The organism is Bradyrhizobium sp. 23, from assembly GCF_023073295.1.
In the GTDB taxonomy this organism is placed as follows: Bacteria; Pseudomonadota; Alphaproteobacteria; order Rhizobiales; family Xanthobacteraceae; genus Bradyrhizobium; species Bradyrhizobium canariense_D.
In genome coordinates this window covers 343324-357748 of the sequence record NZ_JADPJF010000151.1, presented here as the reverse complement: position 1 = coordinate 357748, position 14425 = coordinate 343324, and the positions used below count along the sequence as shown (strand labels likewise).

Annotated in this window: 11 protein-coding genes and 1 pseudogene; 7 read left to right on the top strand and 5 right to left on the bottom strand. The window is 64.9% G+C overall.

What is annotated here, in order from left to right; translation table 11 throughout:
* Positions 1–156 precede the first annotated feature (156 nt).
* The 3 genes from IVB32_RS38715 to IVB32_RS38705 all read left to right on the top strand — a co-directional run bounded on the left by IVB32_RS38715 (position 157) and on the right by IVB32_RS38705 (position 2928).
* Positions 157–477 (top strand): hypothetical protein, encoded by a 321-nt coding sequence (locus IVB32_RS38715; RefSeq protein ID WP_007603877.1) that lies wholly within the window; start codon positions 157–159, stop codon positions 475–477.
* Positions 478–599: 122 nt separating this feature from the next.
* Positions 600–2093 carry an NAD-dependent succinate-semialdehyde dehydrogenase gene (locus IVB32_RS38710; protein ID WP_018455820.1) on the top strand — a complete coding sequence of 498 codons (1494 nt, stop codon included), beginning with the start codon at positions 600–602 and terminating at the stop codon, positions 2091–2093.
* A 115-nt stretch (positions 2094–2208) separates the two neighbouring features.
* A complete protein-coding gene (locus IVB32_RS38705) occupies positions 2209–2928 on the top strand; it encodes a hypothetical protein (protein WP_018455821.1) in 720 nt (239 codons plus the stop codon).
* 11 nt (positions 2929–2939) lie between these two features.
* On the opposite strand, the gene IVB32_RS38700 is transcribed toward IVB32_RS38705, so the two are convergent.
* On the bottom strand, positions 2940–3881 hold the full coding sequence (locus IVB32_RS38700) for a GlxA family transcriptional regulator (protein WP_018455822.1): 942 nt from the start codon (positions 3879–3881) through the stop codon (positions 2940–2942).
* Positions 3882–4102: 221 nt separating this feature from the next.
* Between IVB32_RS38700 and IVB32_RS38695 the strand changes: the two are divergent.
* Positions 4103–4935 (top strand): annotated as a pseudogene (locus IVB32_RS38695) (alpha/beta hydrolase).
* Here IVB32_RS38695 and IVB32_RS38690 read toward each other — a convergent pair.
* The 3 genes from IVB32_RS38690 to IVB32_RS38680 all read right to left on the bottom strand — a co-directional run bounded on the left by IVB32_RS38690 (position 4925) and on the right by IVB32_RS38680 (position 9313).
* Positions 4925–7141 (bottom strand): SulP family inorganic anion transporter, encoded by a 2217-nt coding sequence (locus IVB32_RS38690; RefSeq protein WP_247413080.1) that lies wholly within the window; start codon positions 7139–7141, stop codon positions 4925–4927. The pseudogene IVB32_RS38695 and the gene IVB32_RS38690 overlap by 11 nt on opposite strands.
* Before the next feature lie 262 nt (positions 7142–7403).
* Positions 7404–8318, bottom strand: coding sequence for a phosphoribosylaminoimidazolesuccinocarboxamide synthase (locus IVB32_RS38685; RefSeq protein WP_018455824.1), 915 nt, complete (start codon positions 8316–8318; stop codon positions 7404–7406).
* Between the two features lie 77 nt (positions 8319–8395).
* Positions 8396–9313 (bottom strand): pirin family protein, encoded by a 918-nt coding sequence (locus tag IVB32_RS38680; RefSeq protein ID WP_018455825.1) that lies wholly within the window; start codon positions 9311–9313, stop codon positions 8396–8398.
* A 258-nt stretch (positions 9314–9571) separates the two neighbouring features.
* Between IVB32_RS38680 and IVB32_RS38675 the strand changes: the two genes are divergently transcribed.
* Positions 9572–10633 carry a helix-turn-helix domain-containing protein gene (locus tag IVB32_RS38675; protein ID WP_018455826.1) on the top strand — a complete coding sequence of 354 codons (1062 nt, stop codon included), beginning with the start codon at positions 9572–9574 and terminating at the stop codon, positions 10631–10633.
* A gap of 145 nt (positions 10634–10778) precedes the next feature.
* The gene (locus tag IVB32_RS38670) at positions 10779–12206 is read left to right on the top strand and encodes a serine hydrolase (RefSeq protein WP_018455827.1); all 1428 of its coding nucleotides are present in this window, start codon (positions 10779–10781) and stop codon (positions 12204–12206) included.
* A gap of 6 nt (positions 12207–12212) precedes the next feature.
* Here the strand turns inward: IVB32_RS38670 and IVB32_RS38665 are convergent, their stop codons facing one another.
* A complete protein-coding gene (locus tag IVB32_RS38665; RefSeq protein WP_018455828.1) occupies positions 12213–13580 on the bottom strand; it encodes an MmgE/PrpD family protein in 1368 nt (455 codons plus the stop codon).
* A gap of 118 nt (positions 13581–13698) precedes the next feature.
* Here IVB32_RS38665 and IVB32_RS38660 point away from each other — a divergent pair.
* On the top strand, positions 13699–14425 hold a 727-nt coding region (locus IVB32_RS38660; protein WP_247413079.1), incomplete at its 3' end, for an FUSC family protein.

Below are 14425 nucleotides of genomic sequence, written 5' to 3'. Positions count from 1 at the left end.
CGTGACCGTGGATGGGTGCTGGCGAGATGTTTCGACTGTTTGAAGCACTTGAAACATTTTGTGAGCTGCGGCGTTCAGCTCTCGGCCGATCGACGGTCGACGTTAAGACTTGATGCAAATTGGCGGCCGCCCACCGGCCGCGAGGGGGGACCTCAGATGATTTCGACCTGGAGCGAATGGAAGCGCTATCCCCGTCCCGGACGGGGCGAGAATCTCGAAGCGCCGATCGCGCCCGGCATCTACGAGGTCCGCATCGCCGGCACCGGCGCACTTTATTCCTTCGGCGCTGTCGACAATCTGGCACAGGCGCTGGCGCTGCTGCCGGTCGGTTCAAAGTCCTGGTTCGGCCGCCGCAACGCGTCCGACGTTCCTGATCTCGAATACCGGACCTGCGCAACCTCCTCGAAGGCCGACGCCAAGGCCGCCGCCGAGCGCATGATCGGGCGGCGCGAGACCTATCTGAGCGGCGCGGCGTAACTCCGCCGCTCCGAGCCTGGCTCCCAGCAGATGTGCGTTGCGGGACGGTGCATTGCGCGCCGCGTCTCCCTATATTCCGGCCGAACCGGAACAGCCCGCAAAAGCCCCGCAGGAGCAACGCCATGACCCCGACCGCCGCCGCACGTGCCCAGCACGCCACGTCCAATCTGCGCGACCGGTTGAAGGACCCGTCGCTGCTGAAGGAGGCCTGTTACATCGACGGCACCTGGGTCGGCTCGCCGGTCTTCGCCGTCAACAATCCCGCAACCGGCATCGAGCTTGCAAAGGTTCCGCAGCTTTCGGCCGATGACGCCACCAGGGCGGTCGAGGCCGCCGAGCGCGCGTTCCCGGGCTGGGCCAAGCACACCGCCAAGCAGCGCTCCAATATTTTGCGCAAATGGTTCGAGCTGATCATCGCCAATCGCGAGGACCTCGCGCTGATCCTCACCTCCGAGCAGGGCAAGCCGCTCGCCGAAGCGCTCGGCGAGGTCGACATCGGCGGCGCCTATGTCGAATTTTTCGCCGAGGAGGCCCGCCGCGTCTATGGCGAGACGATTCCGACGCAGCGGCCGGATGCGCGCTTGCTCGCGATCAAGCAGCCGATCGGCGTCTGCGGCGCGATCACGCCGTGGAATTTCCCGAACTCGATGATCACACGAAAGGTTTCGCCGGCGCTTGCGGCCGGGTGCACCGTGGTGCTGAAGCCCGCCAATGAAACGCCGCTGTCGGCGCTGGCGCTTGCCGCGCTCGCGGAGAGAGCCGGCGTGCCCAAGGGTGTGTTCAACATCGTCACGGGCGATGCAGCGCCGATCGGCAAGGTGTTGTGCGAGCATCCGGCCGTGCGTTTCGTCGGCTTCACCGGCTCGACCGCGGTCGGCAAGATTCTCTACCGGCAGGCCTCCGTCGGCGTGAAGCGGCTCGGCCTCGAGCTCGGCGGCAACGCGCCGTTCGTGGTGTTCGACGACGCCGACATCGATGCGGCGGTCGACGGCGCGATCGTCTCGAAATACCGCAACATGGGCCAGACCTGCGTCTGCGCCAACCGCATCTACGCCCAGGACAAGATCTACGACGAGTTCGTGCAGAAGCTGTCGAAGAAAGTCGCGGCGATGAAGATCGGTGACGGTACCGAGAACGGCGTCACGCAGGGCCCACTGATCAATTTGAAAGCGGTCGACAAGGTCGAGCGCCATATCGCGGACGCCGTCAAGCGCGGCGCCAGGATCGTCACCGGCGGCAAGCGCAGCGAGCTCGGGCGTTCGTTCTTCGAGCCGACGGTGCTTGCCGACGTCGAGCCGGACTCGCTGGTGGCGCAGGAGGAAACCTTCGGCCCGCTCGCACCGGTGATCCGCTTCAAGGACGAGGCCGACGTCATCGCGATGTGCAACGCCTCGCCGTTCGGGCTCGCCTCCTACTTCTACTCCCGCGATCTCGGCCGCGTCTGGCGTGTCGCCGAGGCGCTGGAATCCGGCATGGTCGGCGTCAACACCGGCCTGATCACCACCGAAGTGGCGCCCTTCGGCGGCGTCAAGGAAAGCGGCCTCGGCCGCGAAGGCTCGCATCACGGCATGGAAGAATATGTCGAGATCAAATATGTGATGATGGCGGGGGTTTAGCTGCTGGTCGCCGTGGCCTGAAACGCGGCATCTACGGCGTTCGCCGTCCTCCCGTGAGGGCCTAACGTTCTCTGCAGCAGGGCTCAATGCAACGGCCCCTACGCAGGAGAACGTGATGACCAAACTAAGTGAGCTGGCGATCGAAGCCCATGGTGGGCTTCAGCGCTGGAACCAGTTCGAGCAGGTCGCGGCCGACCTTCAGCAGGGGGGCGTGTTGTGGTCCTTGAAAGGGGAGCCTGAGACGCTTCAGCAGACCACCGTGACGGTTGGTCTGCGCCAGGAATGGGCGTCCCACTCGCCCTTCGGCGCCGAGCGCCGCCGTTCGCGGTTCGAGCCGGGGCGGGTCGCCCTCGAAGCGGCCGACGGCACGGTGCTCGACGAGCTTCGTGACCCGCGCAGCAGCTTTGCAGGTCATACTCTGCAAACGCCGTGGACCGATCTCCAGCTCGCCTATTTCGCCGGCTGCGCCATGTGGACTTACCTCAACACCCCGTTCGTGCTCGCCTGGCCGGGAGTCGAGGCAGAAGAGCTGGAGCCGGTGCGTACGAATGACGGGCTGTGGCGCCGTCTTGCGGTCCGTTTTCCAAATGACATCGCAACGCACAGCGCGGTGCAGACGCTCTATTTCGATGCGGACGGACTCTTGAAGCGGCACGATTACGACGTGGAGATCGCCGGCAATACGCCCGGCGCGCATCTGATCGATGGCTATGTCGAGGTCTCGGGCATCCGGTTTCCGACCAAGCGTCGCATTTATGCACGGCAACCCGACGGCAGCTTCAGCACCGAGCCGCTGGTCGTCTCGATCGATCTGTCCAATATCCGGCTGAGCTGATTTGAGGCACGTCAGAGCATGGCGAGTGGCCCAGCCTCCTTGCGGAAGGTCCGCGGCGCCTCGCCATGCACGCGGACAAAAGCCTGTCGCATGCGCTCACGGGTCGCAAAGCCGGTCTCGCGCGCCACGACCTCGATCGGCAAACGAGTCTGCTCCAGCATCAGCTTCGCGGATTCGAGGCGCAAGGCTTCGACGGCCTTGGCCGGCGTCGTGCCGGTCGCCGAGCGGAAGAGTCGCGTGAATTGCCGCGGGCTGAGACAGGCGGCGCGGGCCAAATCTTCGATCGTGAGGCTCTCGCGCAGGTTTTGCCGGGCGTAGTTCAGGGCCTTCTGGATCCTGTCTTCGCTCGTTCCCACCTCCAGCAAAACCGAATGCTGCGATTGTCCGCCGGGGCGGCTGTGGTACATGACCATGCCTTTGGCCACGGAGCGAGCCCTCTCGGCACCGAGATCTCGTTCGATCATGCCGACGACCATGTCGGTGCCGGCGCTCATGCCGGCAGACGTCCAGATCTGGCCGTCGGCAATGAAGATCTTGTCGGCGTCCACATTGCAACCCGGGAATCTGGCCTGCATCTCCTGTGCGTAGCGCCAATGCGTGGTCGCTCGCCGCCCGTTCAACAGCCCGGCGTCACCGAGCACGAACGAGCCGAGACAGATCGACGAAACCCGCCGCGCATTCCGGGCCGCTGCGCGAAGCAGCCGGACGAGGCCGGGTGATGAGGTTGGAATGTCGAGGCCCGCCGCGACGATGAGGGTGTCGAAAGCGGCCTGATCGAAAGGCTCCGTCATGACTTGCATCCCAGCAGACGAGGTGACCAGCCCGCCGTCTTCCGAGAACGCACGAACATCGTAGATTTTTTCTCCAGCCTGCTTGTTCGCCACGTCGAAAGCGGCGACGGCGCCGAAACAGACGGCCTGGAAGCTCGGAGACAGAACCAAGCCGATTCTCATGATGACTCCTGGATGCGACGGACCACCTGTTTGTGCGCCTGCTCCCCTCGCCAATTCGATGGCCGAAATGATGGCATCTACGTCCTGTCGATGCCGTAAGCCGGCTGATACGTCTCCACCCTCGAGCGCGGGAAGACGACATACATATGGCGAGCGTCATATATGGAGTGCTCGCCGTCGTGCCAGCAGCCATCCGTGCACTTCAAGAAAAAGGAAAAGGCATGTCCCTTGAAACGGCGCGAACGGAATTCATCGAGGCCGGCGGTATGCGCTTTGCCTTCAGGCGCCTCGACCCGGCAAAGGGTATGCCACTGGTCCTGCTTCAGCATTTCACAGGCAACATGGATTCCTGGGATCCGGCCGTGGTGAACCGGCTCGCGGAAACCAGGCCGGTCATCGTTTTTAACAATGCGGGCGTCGGCACGAGCTCCGGCGCGACGCCGGACAACGTCGAGCGGATGGCGGCGGATGCCGAAACTTTCATCAGGGCGCTCGATCTCGGTGAGGTCGATCTTCTCGGCTTCTCGCTCGGTGGCATGATCGCTCAGGTGCTCGCTGCCCGGGGGACGGGGCTCGTCCGCAAGATGATCGTGGCGGGAGCGGCGCCGCGCGGCGGCGAGGAGCATCTGATGGCCGTCGTCAACGACGCCTTTGCCCGTGGGGCTGCCGATGTCAGGCTGCCGCTGTTCTTTACGCCCTCCGAGGCCAGCCAGCGCGCCGGTAGGGGCTTTATCGCGCGAGGACTGCGCGCGCACAGGACCGGGATCCCGAAAGCGGAGACAGTGTGAGCGAACCTCAGGCGAAGGCGATCATCACCTGGTGTGCCCGCAAGGACGAGGCGTCCATCCTCCGCGCAATCGCGCAGCCCACCTTGATTGTTCACGGCAGCGACGATTCAATGTTCCCGAGCATCAACGCCTACAACATGTTCAAGGCGATGAGTGATGCGCAGCTCATCCTGTATCCCGACTCCGGACACGGCGCACCTTTCCAATACCCGGATTTGTTCGTAGCACATTGCAGAACGTTTCTGGATGCGAGGGCTACCGCCTGAGCACCGCGATCGTGCGGTTCGCAAAGGTCAGCCGCTCCGCCATGGCCGACACGAAATAGGTCAGCAGCTTGTGGCTGAGCGCTGGATCCTCGGTCTTGATGGCGTCGAACTGGTGCGTATTCAGCACGTAGAGCACGCTGTCGACCTCGGCCTGGATGGTCGCGCTGCGCGGTGTCTGTGACACCAGCCCCATCTCGCCGATCGTGGTGTAACGGCCGAGGCTGCGCACGCGTGTGGTGCGGTCGTGATCGGCCGGGATCATGATGCCGACGCGGCCGTCGAGGATGAAATGCATGGAATCGGCGGGGGCGCCGGCCTGCACGATGACCTCGCCGGCTTCGACCTCGATGCGCTGGCAGCGGCGGATCAGCTCGTCGGCGCCGTCTTCGCTGCCGAGCATTCGCGTGAACCAGTCACGCAGGCTGGCTTCTTCCTGCGCCAGCTCCTGATGCTGCGAGATGAGCTCGTTCTCGCACCATTCCAGCGCGCGATCGAGCTCGGGGATGATGGTGACGCCCTCGCCGACGAAGTCGCTGGAGCGCAGCACCTTCTCGGCCGCAGCCGACAGATGCACCAGGATCAGCTCGACTCCGAGATCGCCGGCGCTGCGCTTGATCTGGGCGAAACTATAGGCAGCCGATGAATCCACGCCGGTGACGAGCTTGAAGTCAAACAGCAGATAGCGGCACTCGGGGCGTTCCTGCAGCAGCTGCTTGACGTGCTGGTAGAGCCGGTTGGCGGAGCCGAAGAAGAGATAGCTCTGGAGATTGAGGCCCTGGATCTTGCCCCCGTGGGCAAGCAGCACGTCCTGGTCGTCGCGCGAGCGGTCGAGCGAGGAGCGGTACTCCGAGCCGTCGAAACTGTATTTGATCGACTCGACCCGCGCGGCGCTGAACGCAAACGTCGCGCAGCCGATGATGACGCCGATCAGGATGCCCGGAACGAAACCCCAGGCCACGATGATCGCGATGATGGCGATCAGCGAGAGATATTCGAGCTTCGACAGCCGCTTGCGCGACTCGATGATCCATTTGTGCAACTGGTCGGCGCCGAGATAGAGCAACAGCCCGCCGAGCACGCATTTGGGGATGAAGCCGAGCAGCTCGGGTGCGACGGCAAGCACCAGCAGCGACAGCGCTGCGGCGGTGAGGCCGGACAGTCGCCCGCGGCCGCCGCTGCTGAAATTGAGCATCGAGCGGCTGGTCGAGCTGCAACCGGGGTAGCCGCCCAGCATGCCGGTCAGGATGTTGGCGGCGCCGGTGACGTTCAGCTCACACTCCAGATTGGCTTCGCGATGCGTGGCCACCTCGATGCCGGTGGTGTTGAACAGCGTGCTGGAGGCCGTGACGAAGATGACGGCGACGACATTGCCAAGCAGGTCCGGTATGGCAAACCAGGGATAGCGGGCGAGATCGTCGGTATGCCAGGGCAGCATGAAGACCGCTTGCGGCGGTGGCTGAAAGGTCCAGCCCAATGTGCGCGCCTCATCGAAGGAAACGCCGGTGATCCAGAACGCCAGATGCGCGGTGAGCACGCCGCCGACCAGGATGATCGGCAGTCCGAACGGGCTGCGCGAGCGGTGCCAGGTGAGATACAGCACCAGCGCCATCGCGCAGGCGGCACCGAGCTCCAGCAGGATGGTGCGGTCGGCGAAGTGCGACAGCGTCGTGAACTGCAGCGGATGGTCGGTGATCACCCGGACCGCACCCATGACGATGAGAAGTCCGGTGGCGCCGAGGAAGCCGCCGACCACCGGATAAGGCACGTAACGGATGGCGCGGCCAAGCCGCGTCAGGCCCAGTCCACACAGCACCAATCCTGTCAGCATCGTCGACAGGCCGAGCGTGATCAGGATAGGGGACAGCAACGGCGTCGACAGGTTCGCCGTCTCGATGCGTTCGACCACCGAGGCCGCCAGGATACCCGTCACCGCGGCGGTCGAGCTGTCGGGGGCTGCAATCGCGAAGGGCAGCGAGCTGCCGAGCCCGACGACGGCCGCAAGCACCGCGGAGCTGACGAAAGTGGCCGTGATGCCGTAGGACAGATAGGGCGACAACGGCCCCGCGAAGATCAGCAGCGCGTAGGACAGTCCGAACGTGACGGTCAGGACGCTGGCGGCGCTCCCGCCCAATATATCGTTCAGCGCGCGCTTGAGGGCCGGATTGAGCCCGGTCGACGGAGTGAAGCCAATCGCTGGATCTGTCACGCCGTGCCACTCGCTGAGTATTCCCCTCCGAGAGGTAGACGACTGGAGACTTAGCGCAACAAGATTCTTGCAAGCCGGATGGAAGAAACCGAAGCGCCCGCCATTCGGTGTCGTCCTGGCGAAAGCCAGGACCCATTATCCCAGGGAGGAGTCGTGCCGCGAGGTGACGGCCACAGTCTTCGCCAAACCGCGCCCGGTGGTAATGGGTCCTGGATCGGCGCTCACTTCGTTCGCTGGTCCAGGACGACGCTAAGGGCCTGCACTAGATCTTGAGTTCGCTTCCCGTCACGCGGCGATATGCTTCCAGATACCGCTTGCTGGTCGCGTCCACCACGCTTGCGGGCAAAGGCGGCGGCGGGGCGTCGCCGTTCCAGCGGCCGGCGCGGCGCTCGACATCGAGATAGTCGCGCAAGGGCTGCTTGTCGAAGCTCGCCTGCGGCTGGCCGGGTTTGTAGGCATCGACGGCCCAGAAGCGCGAACTATCCGGCGTCATGACTTCGTCGATCAGGATGATGCGGCCGTCCTTGTCGCGGCCGAATTCGAACTTGGTGTCGGCGATGATAATGCCCTGTTCGCGGGCGAGCTCCTCGCCGAGCGTGTAGATCGCGCGCGTCATGCTCTCGAGCGTGTAGGCCGTCTCGTCGCCGACGACCTCGCGCATTTTTGCGATGGTAATGTTCTCGTCATGGCCGGTCTCGGCCTTGGTCGCCGGGCTGAAGATCGAGGGCTCCAGCTTCTCGCTCTCGACAAGTCCCGCCTTCAGCTTCTCGCCGGCCAGCGTTCCGCTTGCTGCATATTCCTTCCAGGCCGAGCCCGAGAGATAACCGCGGATCACGCATTCGATCGGAAACACCGTGGTCCGGCGGCACAGCATGGCGCGGCCGAGAATCTCGGCACGATGCGGCTTCAAGGCCGGCACGGCGGCGATGATCTCGTCGGTGTCGGCGCTGATCATGTGATGCGGCACCACGCCTTCGAGCTCGTTGAACCAGAAGGCGCTGATTTGCGTCAGTACCGCGCCCTTCATCGGGATGGTCTCGCCCATCACGACATCGAAGGCGCTGATGCGGTCCGTGGTGACGAGCAGCAGGCGGTCGTCGTCGACGGCGTAGATATCGCGCACCTTGCCGCGCCCGATCTTGGGCAGGGGCAGGTCGCTGGAGAGCATGGTGGTCATCGGCAGAACTTTCGGAGCAAGGCCTTGCGACGGGACATCCGGCCGAGCCTGATCGCGCGACCGGAAGCCGGATTAGCCTATTCCGGCAGCGGAATGAACTCATGTTCCTGCGGAACTGCGGCGAAGCGGCCGGTTTTCCAGTCCTGCTTGGCCTGCTCGATCCGCTCCTTGCTGGAGGAGACGAAATTCCACCAGATGTGGCGCGGGCCCTCCAGGGCGTCGCCGCCCAGAAACATCATCCGCGTGGCCTTGAGCGCCTTCACCGTGATGCGGTCGCCCGGGCGGAAGATCAGCAGTCGCGGCCCTTCGTAGCGCTCGTTCGCGATCTCGACCTCGCCGTCGACCACGTAAATGGCGCGCTCCTCATGATCAGGGTCGAGCGGCACGACCGCGCCCGCGGCCGCCGTGACCTCGGTATAGAACCACGGCGACACCATCGAAACAGGTGAGGTGATGCCGAAGGACGAGCCCGCGATCACCTTTGCGGTGAAGTCGCGCTCGGTGACCATCGGCAGGTCACCCGCGCCGTAGTGCTGGAACGACGGGGCGATCTCTTCCGATCCGGCCGGCAGCGCGATCCAGCTTTGCAGGCCCAGCATCTTCTGCCCCGAGGCGCGCTGCACATCCGGCGTGCGCTCGGAATGCGCGATGCCGCGGCCGGCCGTCATCAAATTCATCGCGCCAGGCTGGATCTCCTGGATGTTGCCCTCACTGTCGCGATGCATGATCGCGCCGTCGAACAGATAGGTGACCGTGGCAAGCCCGATATGCGGGTGCGGCCGCACGTCCATGCCCTTGCCGGAGACGAACTGCACCGGCCCGAAATGGTCGAAGAAGATGAAGGGCCCGACCATCTGCCGCTTGCCGTGCGGCAACGCGCGCCGCACCGCGAAGCCGTCGCCGAGATCGCGCGTGCGCGGCACGATGACGAGATCGAGCGCATCGCAGGACATGGGATCGCCGAGCACGGGATCGTTCGAGGGTTGCCAGCTCATGGTAAAACTCCGTCTAAATTGCTTGGGCTCGATACTAGCAGGATTCCGCGCCAGCGTCGCGGCTAAGCCCGCTGTTATGCCCCGCGAAGGCGGGGCATCCAGTACGCGGCGGCCTATCCGTTCAATCATGGCCGTCTCGGAGTACTGGATCGTCCGGTCAAGCCGGACGATGACAGCTGTGGTGCGGATGGTGCTTGAAAACATACGCCTGACGAAGGATGTTCGGCTGATGTCAACCGCGACCCATCGCAACACCCGATGACCCCAGCCGCAGCCGAGCTCGCCTTTCGCGCCGCCGCCGTGGCGCTGCTGCTGGTGTTGGCAGCGTCATTACTCTCGGATTTCCGCAATGTGCTGGCAGCCCGGCTCGGTGCGGCCTTTGCGCTCGGCTCGGCCGCGCATGCTGTGAGCTATTCTGTCGGAACATCATCGCTGGTACCGGCATGGCATGCGCCGCTGATCGCGTTGTCGACCGGCAATATCGTGGTGTTCTGGCTGTTCACGCGCGCGCTGTTCGACGATGAGTTTCGCCTGCGCCGGTGGCACGGATTGACCTGGGCGTTGGTGGCAGCCTTCAGCTTCGTCAGCTGTCTCTGGATCGCACCCGGCGGACATGTCCGGGTCGCCGTCACCGCGGTGAACCTGATCGTGCTCGGCTTCATTGCGCTCGCGATCGTGCAGACGATCGCCTCATGGTCAGCCGATCTGGTCGAGCGCCGCCGCCGCGTCCGTATCTTCATTGTCTGTGCTGCCGCGCTCTATGGCGGATTGAACGCGGTGCTCCAGATCCTTGTCGTCGGCAGTGACGTCGGCGACGTCGCCAACACCGTCAATACAGGCGTGCTCGCCGGCATTGTCGCGGCCATCGCCTATGCGATGATGCGCGTCGATGGCGCCGACCTGTTTCCAGCCGCCGCGGAAGCGGCGCCCGCGATCGCGGCGAGCCAGCCTGTCGGCGAGGATGCCCCCGACCAAAAGCTCATCGACGCCCTGATGCGGCTGATGGCGGACGAACGGATCTATCGCCAGGAGAACATCAGCATCGGCGTGCTGGCGGGCCGGCTGAAGATTCCCGAATACCGGCTGCGCCGGCTGATCAACCAGGGGCTCGGCTACCGCAATTTCAATGTGTTCCTGAACAACCACCGGATCGAAGAGGCCAAGGCAGCCCTCGCCGATCCCGCCCAGGCCAAGGTCCCCGTCATCACCATCGCGATGGATTCTGGCTTCCAGTCGCTAGGCCCCTTCAACCGCGCCTTCAAGGCCGTGACCGGCGTGACGCCGACGGAGTACCGGCGGCTGAAGGTGAATGCCGTCTAATCTTTAGCACGCTGTAATATCAAGGTTATTTTGGAATCGGCGAGCGTCTCGCTGCTTTCGGCTCTGCCGTTTTCCAAATCCGGCGAGCGGGCATCGCGTGAATGCCGCTTCGTCTCCGGCACACGCCTCAAGCCGGAGCAAGCCCGTGACCCGCCGCCGCAAGATCGTCCTTCTCACCATCGCCATCGTCTTTGCCGGCCTCGCGCTCGGCACGGTTCGCGCCCATGACGTGCCCAAGGTCGTCACCGGCTTCATCGCCGACGTGCTCTGCGCGGAGACGTTTGTCTCGGGCCTCGATATCAGGCCTAACCTGACGGAGACCATTGATGCGATGCCGGGCGCAAGTCTGTTCGCCTGGGCGATGGACTATCGGGTCGATCGCGCGCGCAAGGATGTTACGGTGACGCTGTTCGGCATCGGTCGCAGCCACGCCGTCTATCGCGAGGGACTCGGCTGCACGCTCGAGCACGGCGGAGGGATCACCGACGTCACGTTGCCGCCGGATGACAGGCAGCCGGCGTTGCTGCCCGAGATCGCCGGGCCCGCGGTCGTGTCGCCACAGAGCCCGGAGCTGTCAGCCGCACTCGATCGCGCCTTCGCTGAGCCGCCATCGCCGCCATTCCGCCGCACCCGCGCAATCGTCGTCATGAAGTCGGGCCGCATCATCGCGGAGCGCTATGCGGACGGCATCGGACCGGAGACGCCGCTGCTCGGCTTCTCCATGACCAAGTCCGTGATCTCGGCTCTCACCGGGATCCTCGTGCGCCAGGGCCGACTGAAGCTCGACGGGCCCGCACCGGTCGCCGCCTGGACAAATCCGGACGATCCGCGTCACGCCATCACCGTCGATCAATTGCTGCGCCACACCGCGGGCCTGGCGCTCGGCAGCTCGCTTCAGGCCTCGCTTGGCTCCGCCTTCGAGCCGGTCAATCGCATGAAATTCGTGGAGGCCGACATGGCCGCCTATGCAGCGAGCATGCCGCTTGCGACCGCGCCGGGCACCGTGTGGAATTATCACGATGGCAACACCATCATGCTCGCGCATCTGATCCGCAACGCCGCCGGCGGCAATCCCGCCGATGCGCTTGCCTTCGCGCGCCGCGAATTGTTCGCGCCGCTCGGCATGCGACACGTCACGCTCCAGCTCGACGGCGCCGGCACGATCGAGGGGTCGAGCGAGATGCTCGCATCCGCGCGCGACTGGGCGCGTTTCGGCCAGCTCTATCTCGACGACGGCGTCGCCGGCGGCCGGCGCATCCTGCCCGAGGGCTGGGTGAATTACTCGGCGTCGGCGACGCCCAATGCCTGGGTCGGTATCGGCGCCGGATTCTGGACCAACCAGGGCGACAGCTTTGGCGCGACCTTTCGCGTCGATCACGGCTGGCCGCGCGATGCCTTCTTCGCCAAGGGCACGATCGGGCAGTATACAATCGTGATTCCGTCGGAACGACTCGTGATCGTGCGGCTCGGCCGTTCGCCGAACTCACCGCCGGAAGCGGACGGTGTGTTTGATCTGGTGCGGGATGTGATTGCGGCAACGCGCGCTAAAGGGAAGGTGGCGGGGATGGATTGAGGTGCTTTACCTTCCCAGCTCCGTCGCCTTTGCCACGCGATCGAACCGCTCCAGCGTCATGATCGCGTCTGCGAATTTCTCCGCGCGCGCATTCAGCACCGGGCGTGCCAGCGTCAAGAATTTTTGCTGCATCGCCTGTGCATCCGGGAACGAGGTCGGCTCCCCCGAGGGATCGGCGTAGAGCCGCTCATGCACGCCGTCGTCCGTCGTGATACTCACGCGCGCGCCAAAGGGGTGGGTGCGGCCGATTTCGAGGCGATCGTCCTGCACTACGTCGAACTTGTCGGCGAGTGCGTCGATGGCGGCGTCGCCAAGACGATTGTAGTCGTCCCAGCCAAATGAGCCCTGGTCGAGCGCGAGCGCGCCGGTGAAGAACATCGAGAACTGGCCGCCGACGATCGAGGTCGGGTGGCGCTTGGTCGCGGCGTCGCCGGTGAGCGTGATGCCGTTGCGATGCAGGCCGATTTCGACCCGCTTGACCTGATCGGGCGTCAGATTGTGCTCGCGCCGCATTGCGATCAGCGCGTCGATCGCGGCGTGGGTATAGCGGCAGCTCGGATACGGTTTGACGCCGATCTTCATGGTCTCGTAGGTCTTGCCGAGCTCGGCGACCGCCTTGTCGGGATGCGCATCGTCGGTGTAGCCGGCGAGCAGGCCATGTTTGCCCTCCACGGATTCCGTCGCCCCGACGAAGTCGTTGCGCGCCAGCGTCGCGGCGATCACGCCATTCATCGCGGCGGCTCCGACCTGGTAGCGCTTGTTCCAGGCGCCATTGACCAGGAATTGCAGCGAGCCCGCGGCCTGGCTGCCGGCGACGCCGAAGGCGGCGATGAGCTGTTGCTCGGACAGGCCGAACAGTTTTCCGGCGGCCGCTGCTGCGCCATAGGTGCCAGCGGTGGCGGTCGGATGGAAGCCGCGCGCATAATGCGAGGTCGGGTCGAGCGCGTTGCCGAGCCGGCAGCAGACCTCATAGCCCGCAACGATCGCGGTCAGCACGTCGCGGCCCGACGCGCCGACCATCTCGCCGATGGCGAAGGCGGCCGGAACGACCGGCGCGCTCGGGTGCAGCGAGGAGTCCGCATGGGTGTCGTCGAAGTCGAGGGAATGGCCGAGCGCGCCGTTGAGCAGCGCCGCGACCGCCGGCGTCCAGGTCTTGCTGTCGCCGAACACGGTGGATTCGCCCCTGGTGTCGAGCGCGAGCGCCTCCAGCATCTTCAGGATCGAGGGGGTCGATTCCGCTTCGCTGCGGGCGCGGATGGCGCTGCCCAGGAAGTCCAGCGTCAGCACCTTTGCGCGATCCAGCACTTCCGCCGGAATATCCCCGTATTTCAGATTGAAGACATAGGCAGCGAGCGTTGCGGTTTCGTGGGCCATCGTGTTTCCTCGTTTTGGCGCGCAAGTTAGGCGGGCTGATTTGGCCTTTCAAGCGGCCATGGGCTGCGGGCATCAGCTATGCTTTTGGCAGGCTCCAAGAGGATCGGGATATTCCACGATGGGACTTCCAAAAGATGTGTTCGACCGGGTCCGGGCGCGGCGAACGCAACTGGGCCTGGCGATCCGGGTCACGGTCGCGGCCACCGCGGCCTACGCGATCGCCACCGCGCTGCATCTGCTGCTGCCGCTCTGGGCGGTGCTGACCTCGCTGATCGTGACCCAGTTGAGCGTCGGGCGCTCGCTGAAGGCGACGCGCGATTACGTGCTCGGCACCATCGGCGGCGCCATCTATGGGGGCGCCATCGCGATCCTGATCCCTTATTCGACCGAGGCCGGCCTGTTGGGCCTGCTGGTGCTGGCGGTCGCGCCACTCGCCTTCGTCGCCGCGATCAACCCGAGCCTCAATGCAGCGACGGTCACCGCCATCATCGTGCTGCTGGTTCCGACGATGCATCATTCCGATCCCATGACATCGGCAATCGATCGGGTCAGCGAGGTCGGGGTCGGCGCAATCACGGGATTGCTGGTCTCGTTCCTGGTGCTGCCCTCGCGCGCGGTGCGCCAGATCCGCGCCAGCGCGGCAAGGCTGCTCGAGCTGATCGCGGACGCCTTCACCGAGCTGCTCGCGGGTCTCACGCGCGGCCGCGACAACGATGCGCTGCACCGGATCCAGGACGGCATCGGCACCGCGATGGTGGGCATGAATGCGATCGGTGCCGAAGCCGAGCGCGAGCGGGCCGCGCGCCTGTCAAGCGGGCCCGACACCGGTCCCTTGCTGCGAACGA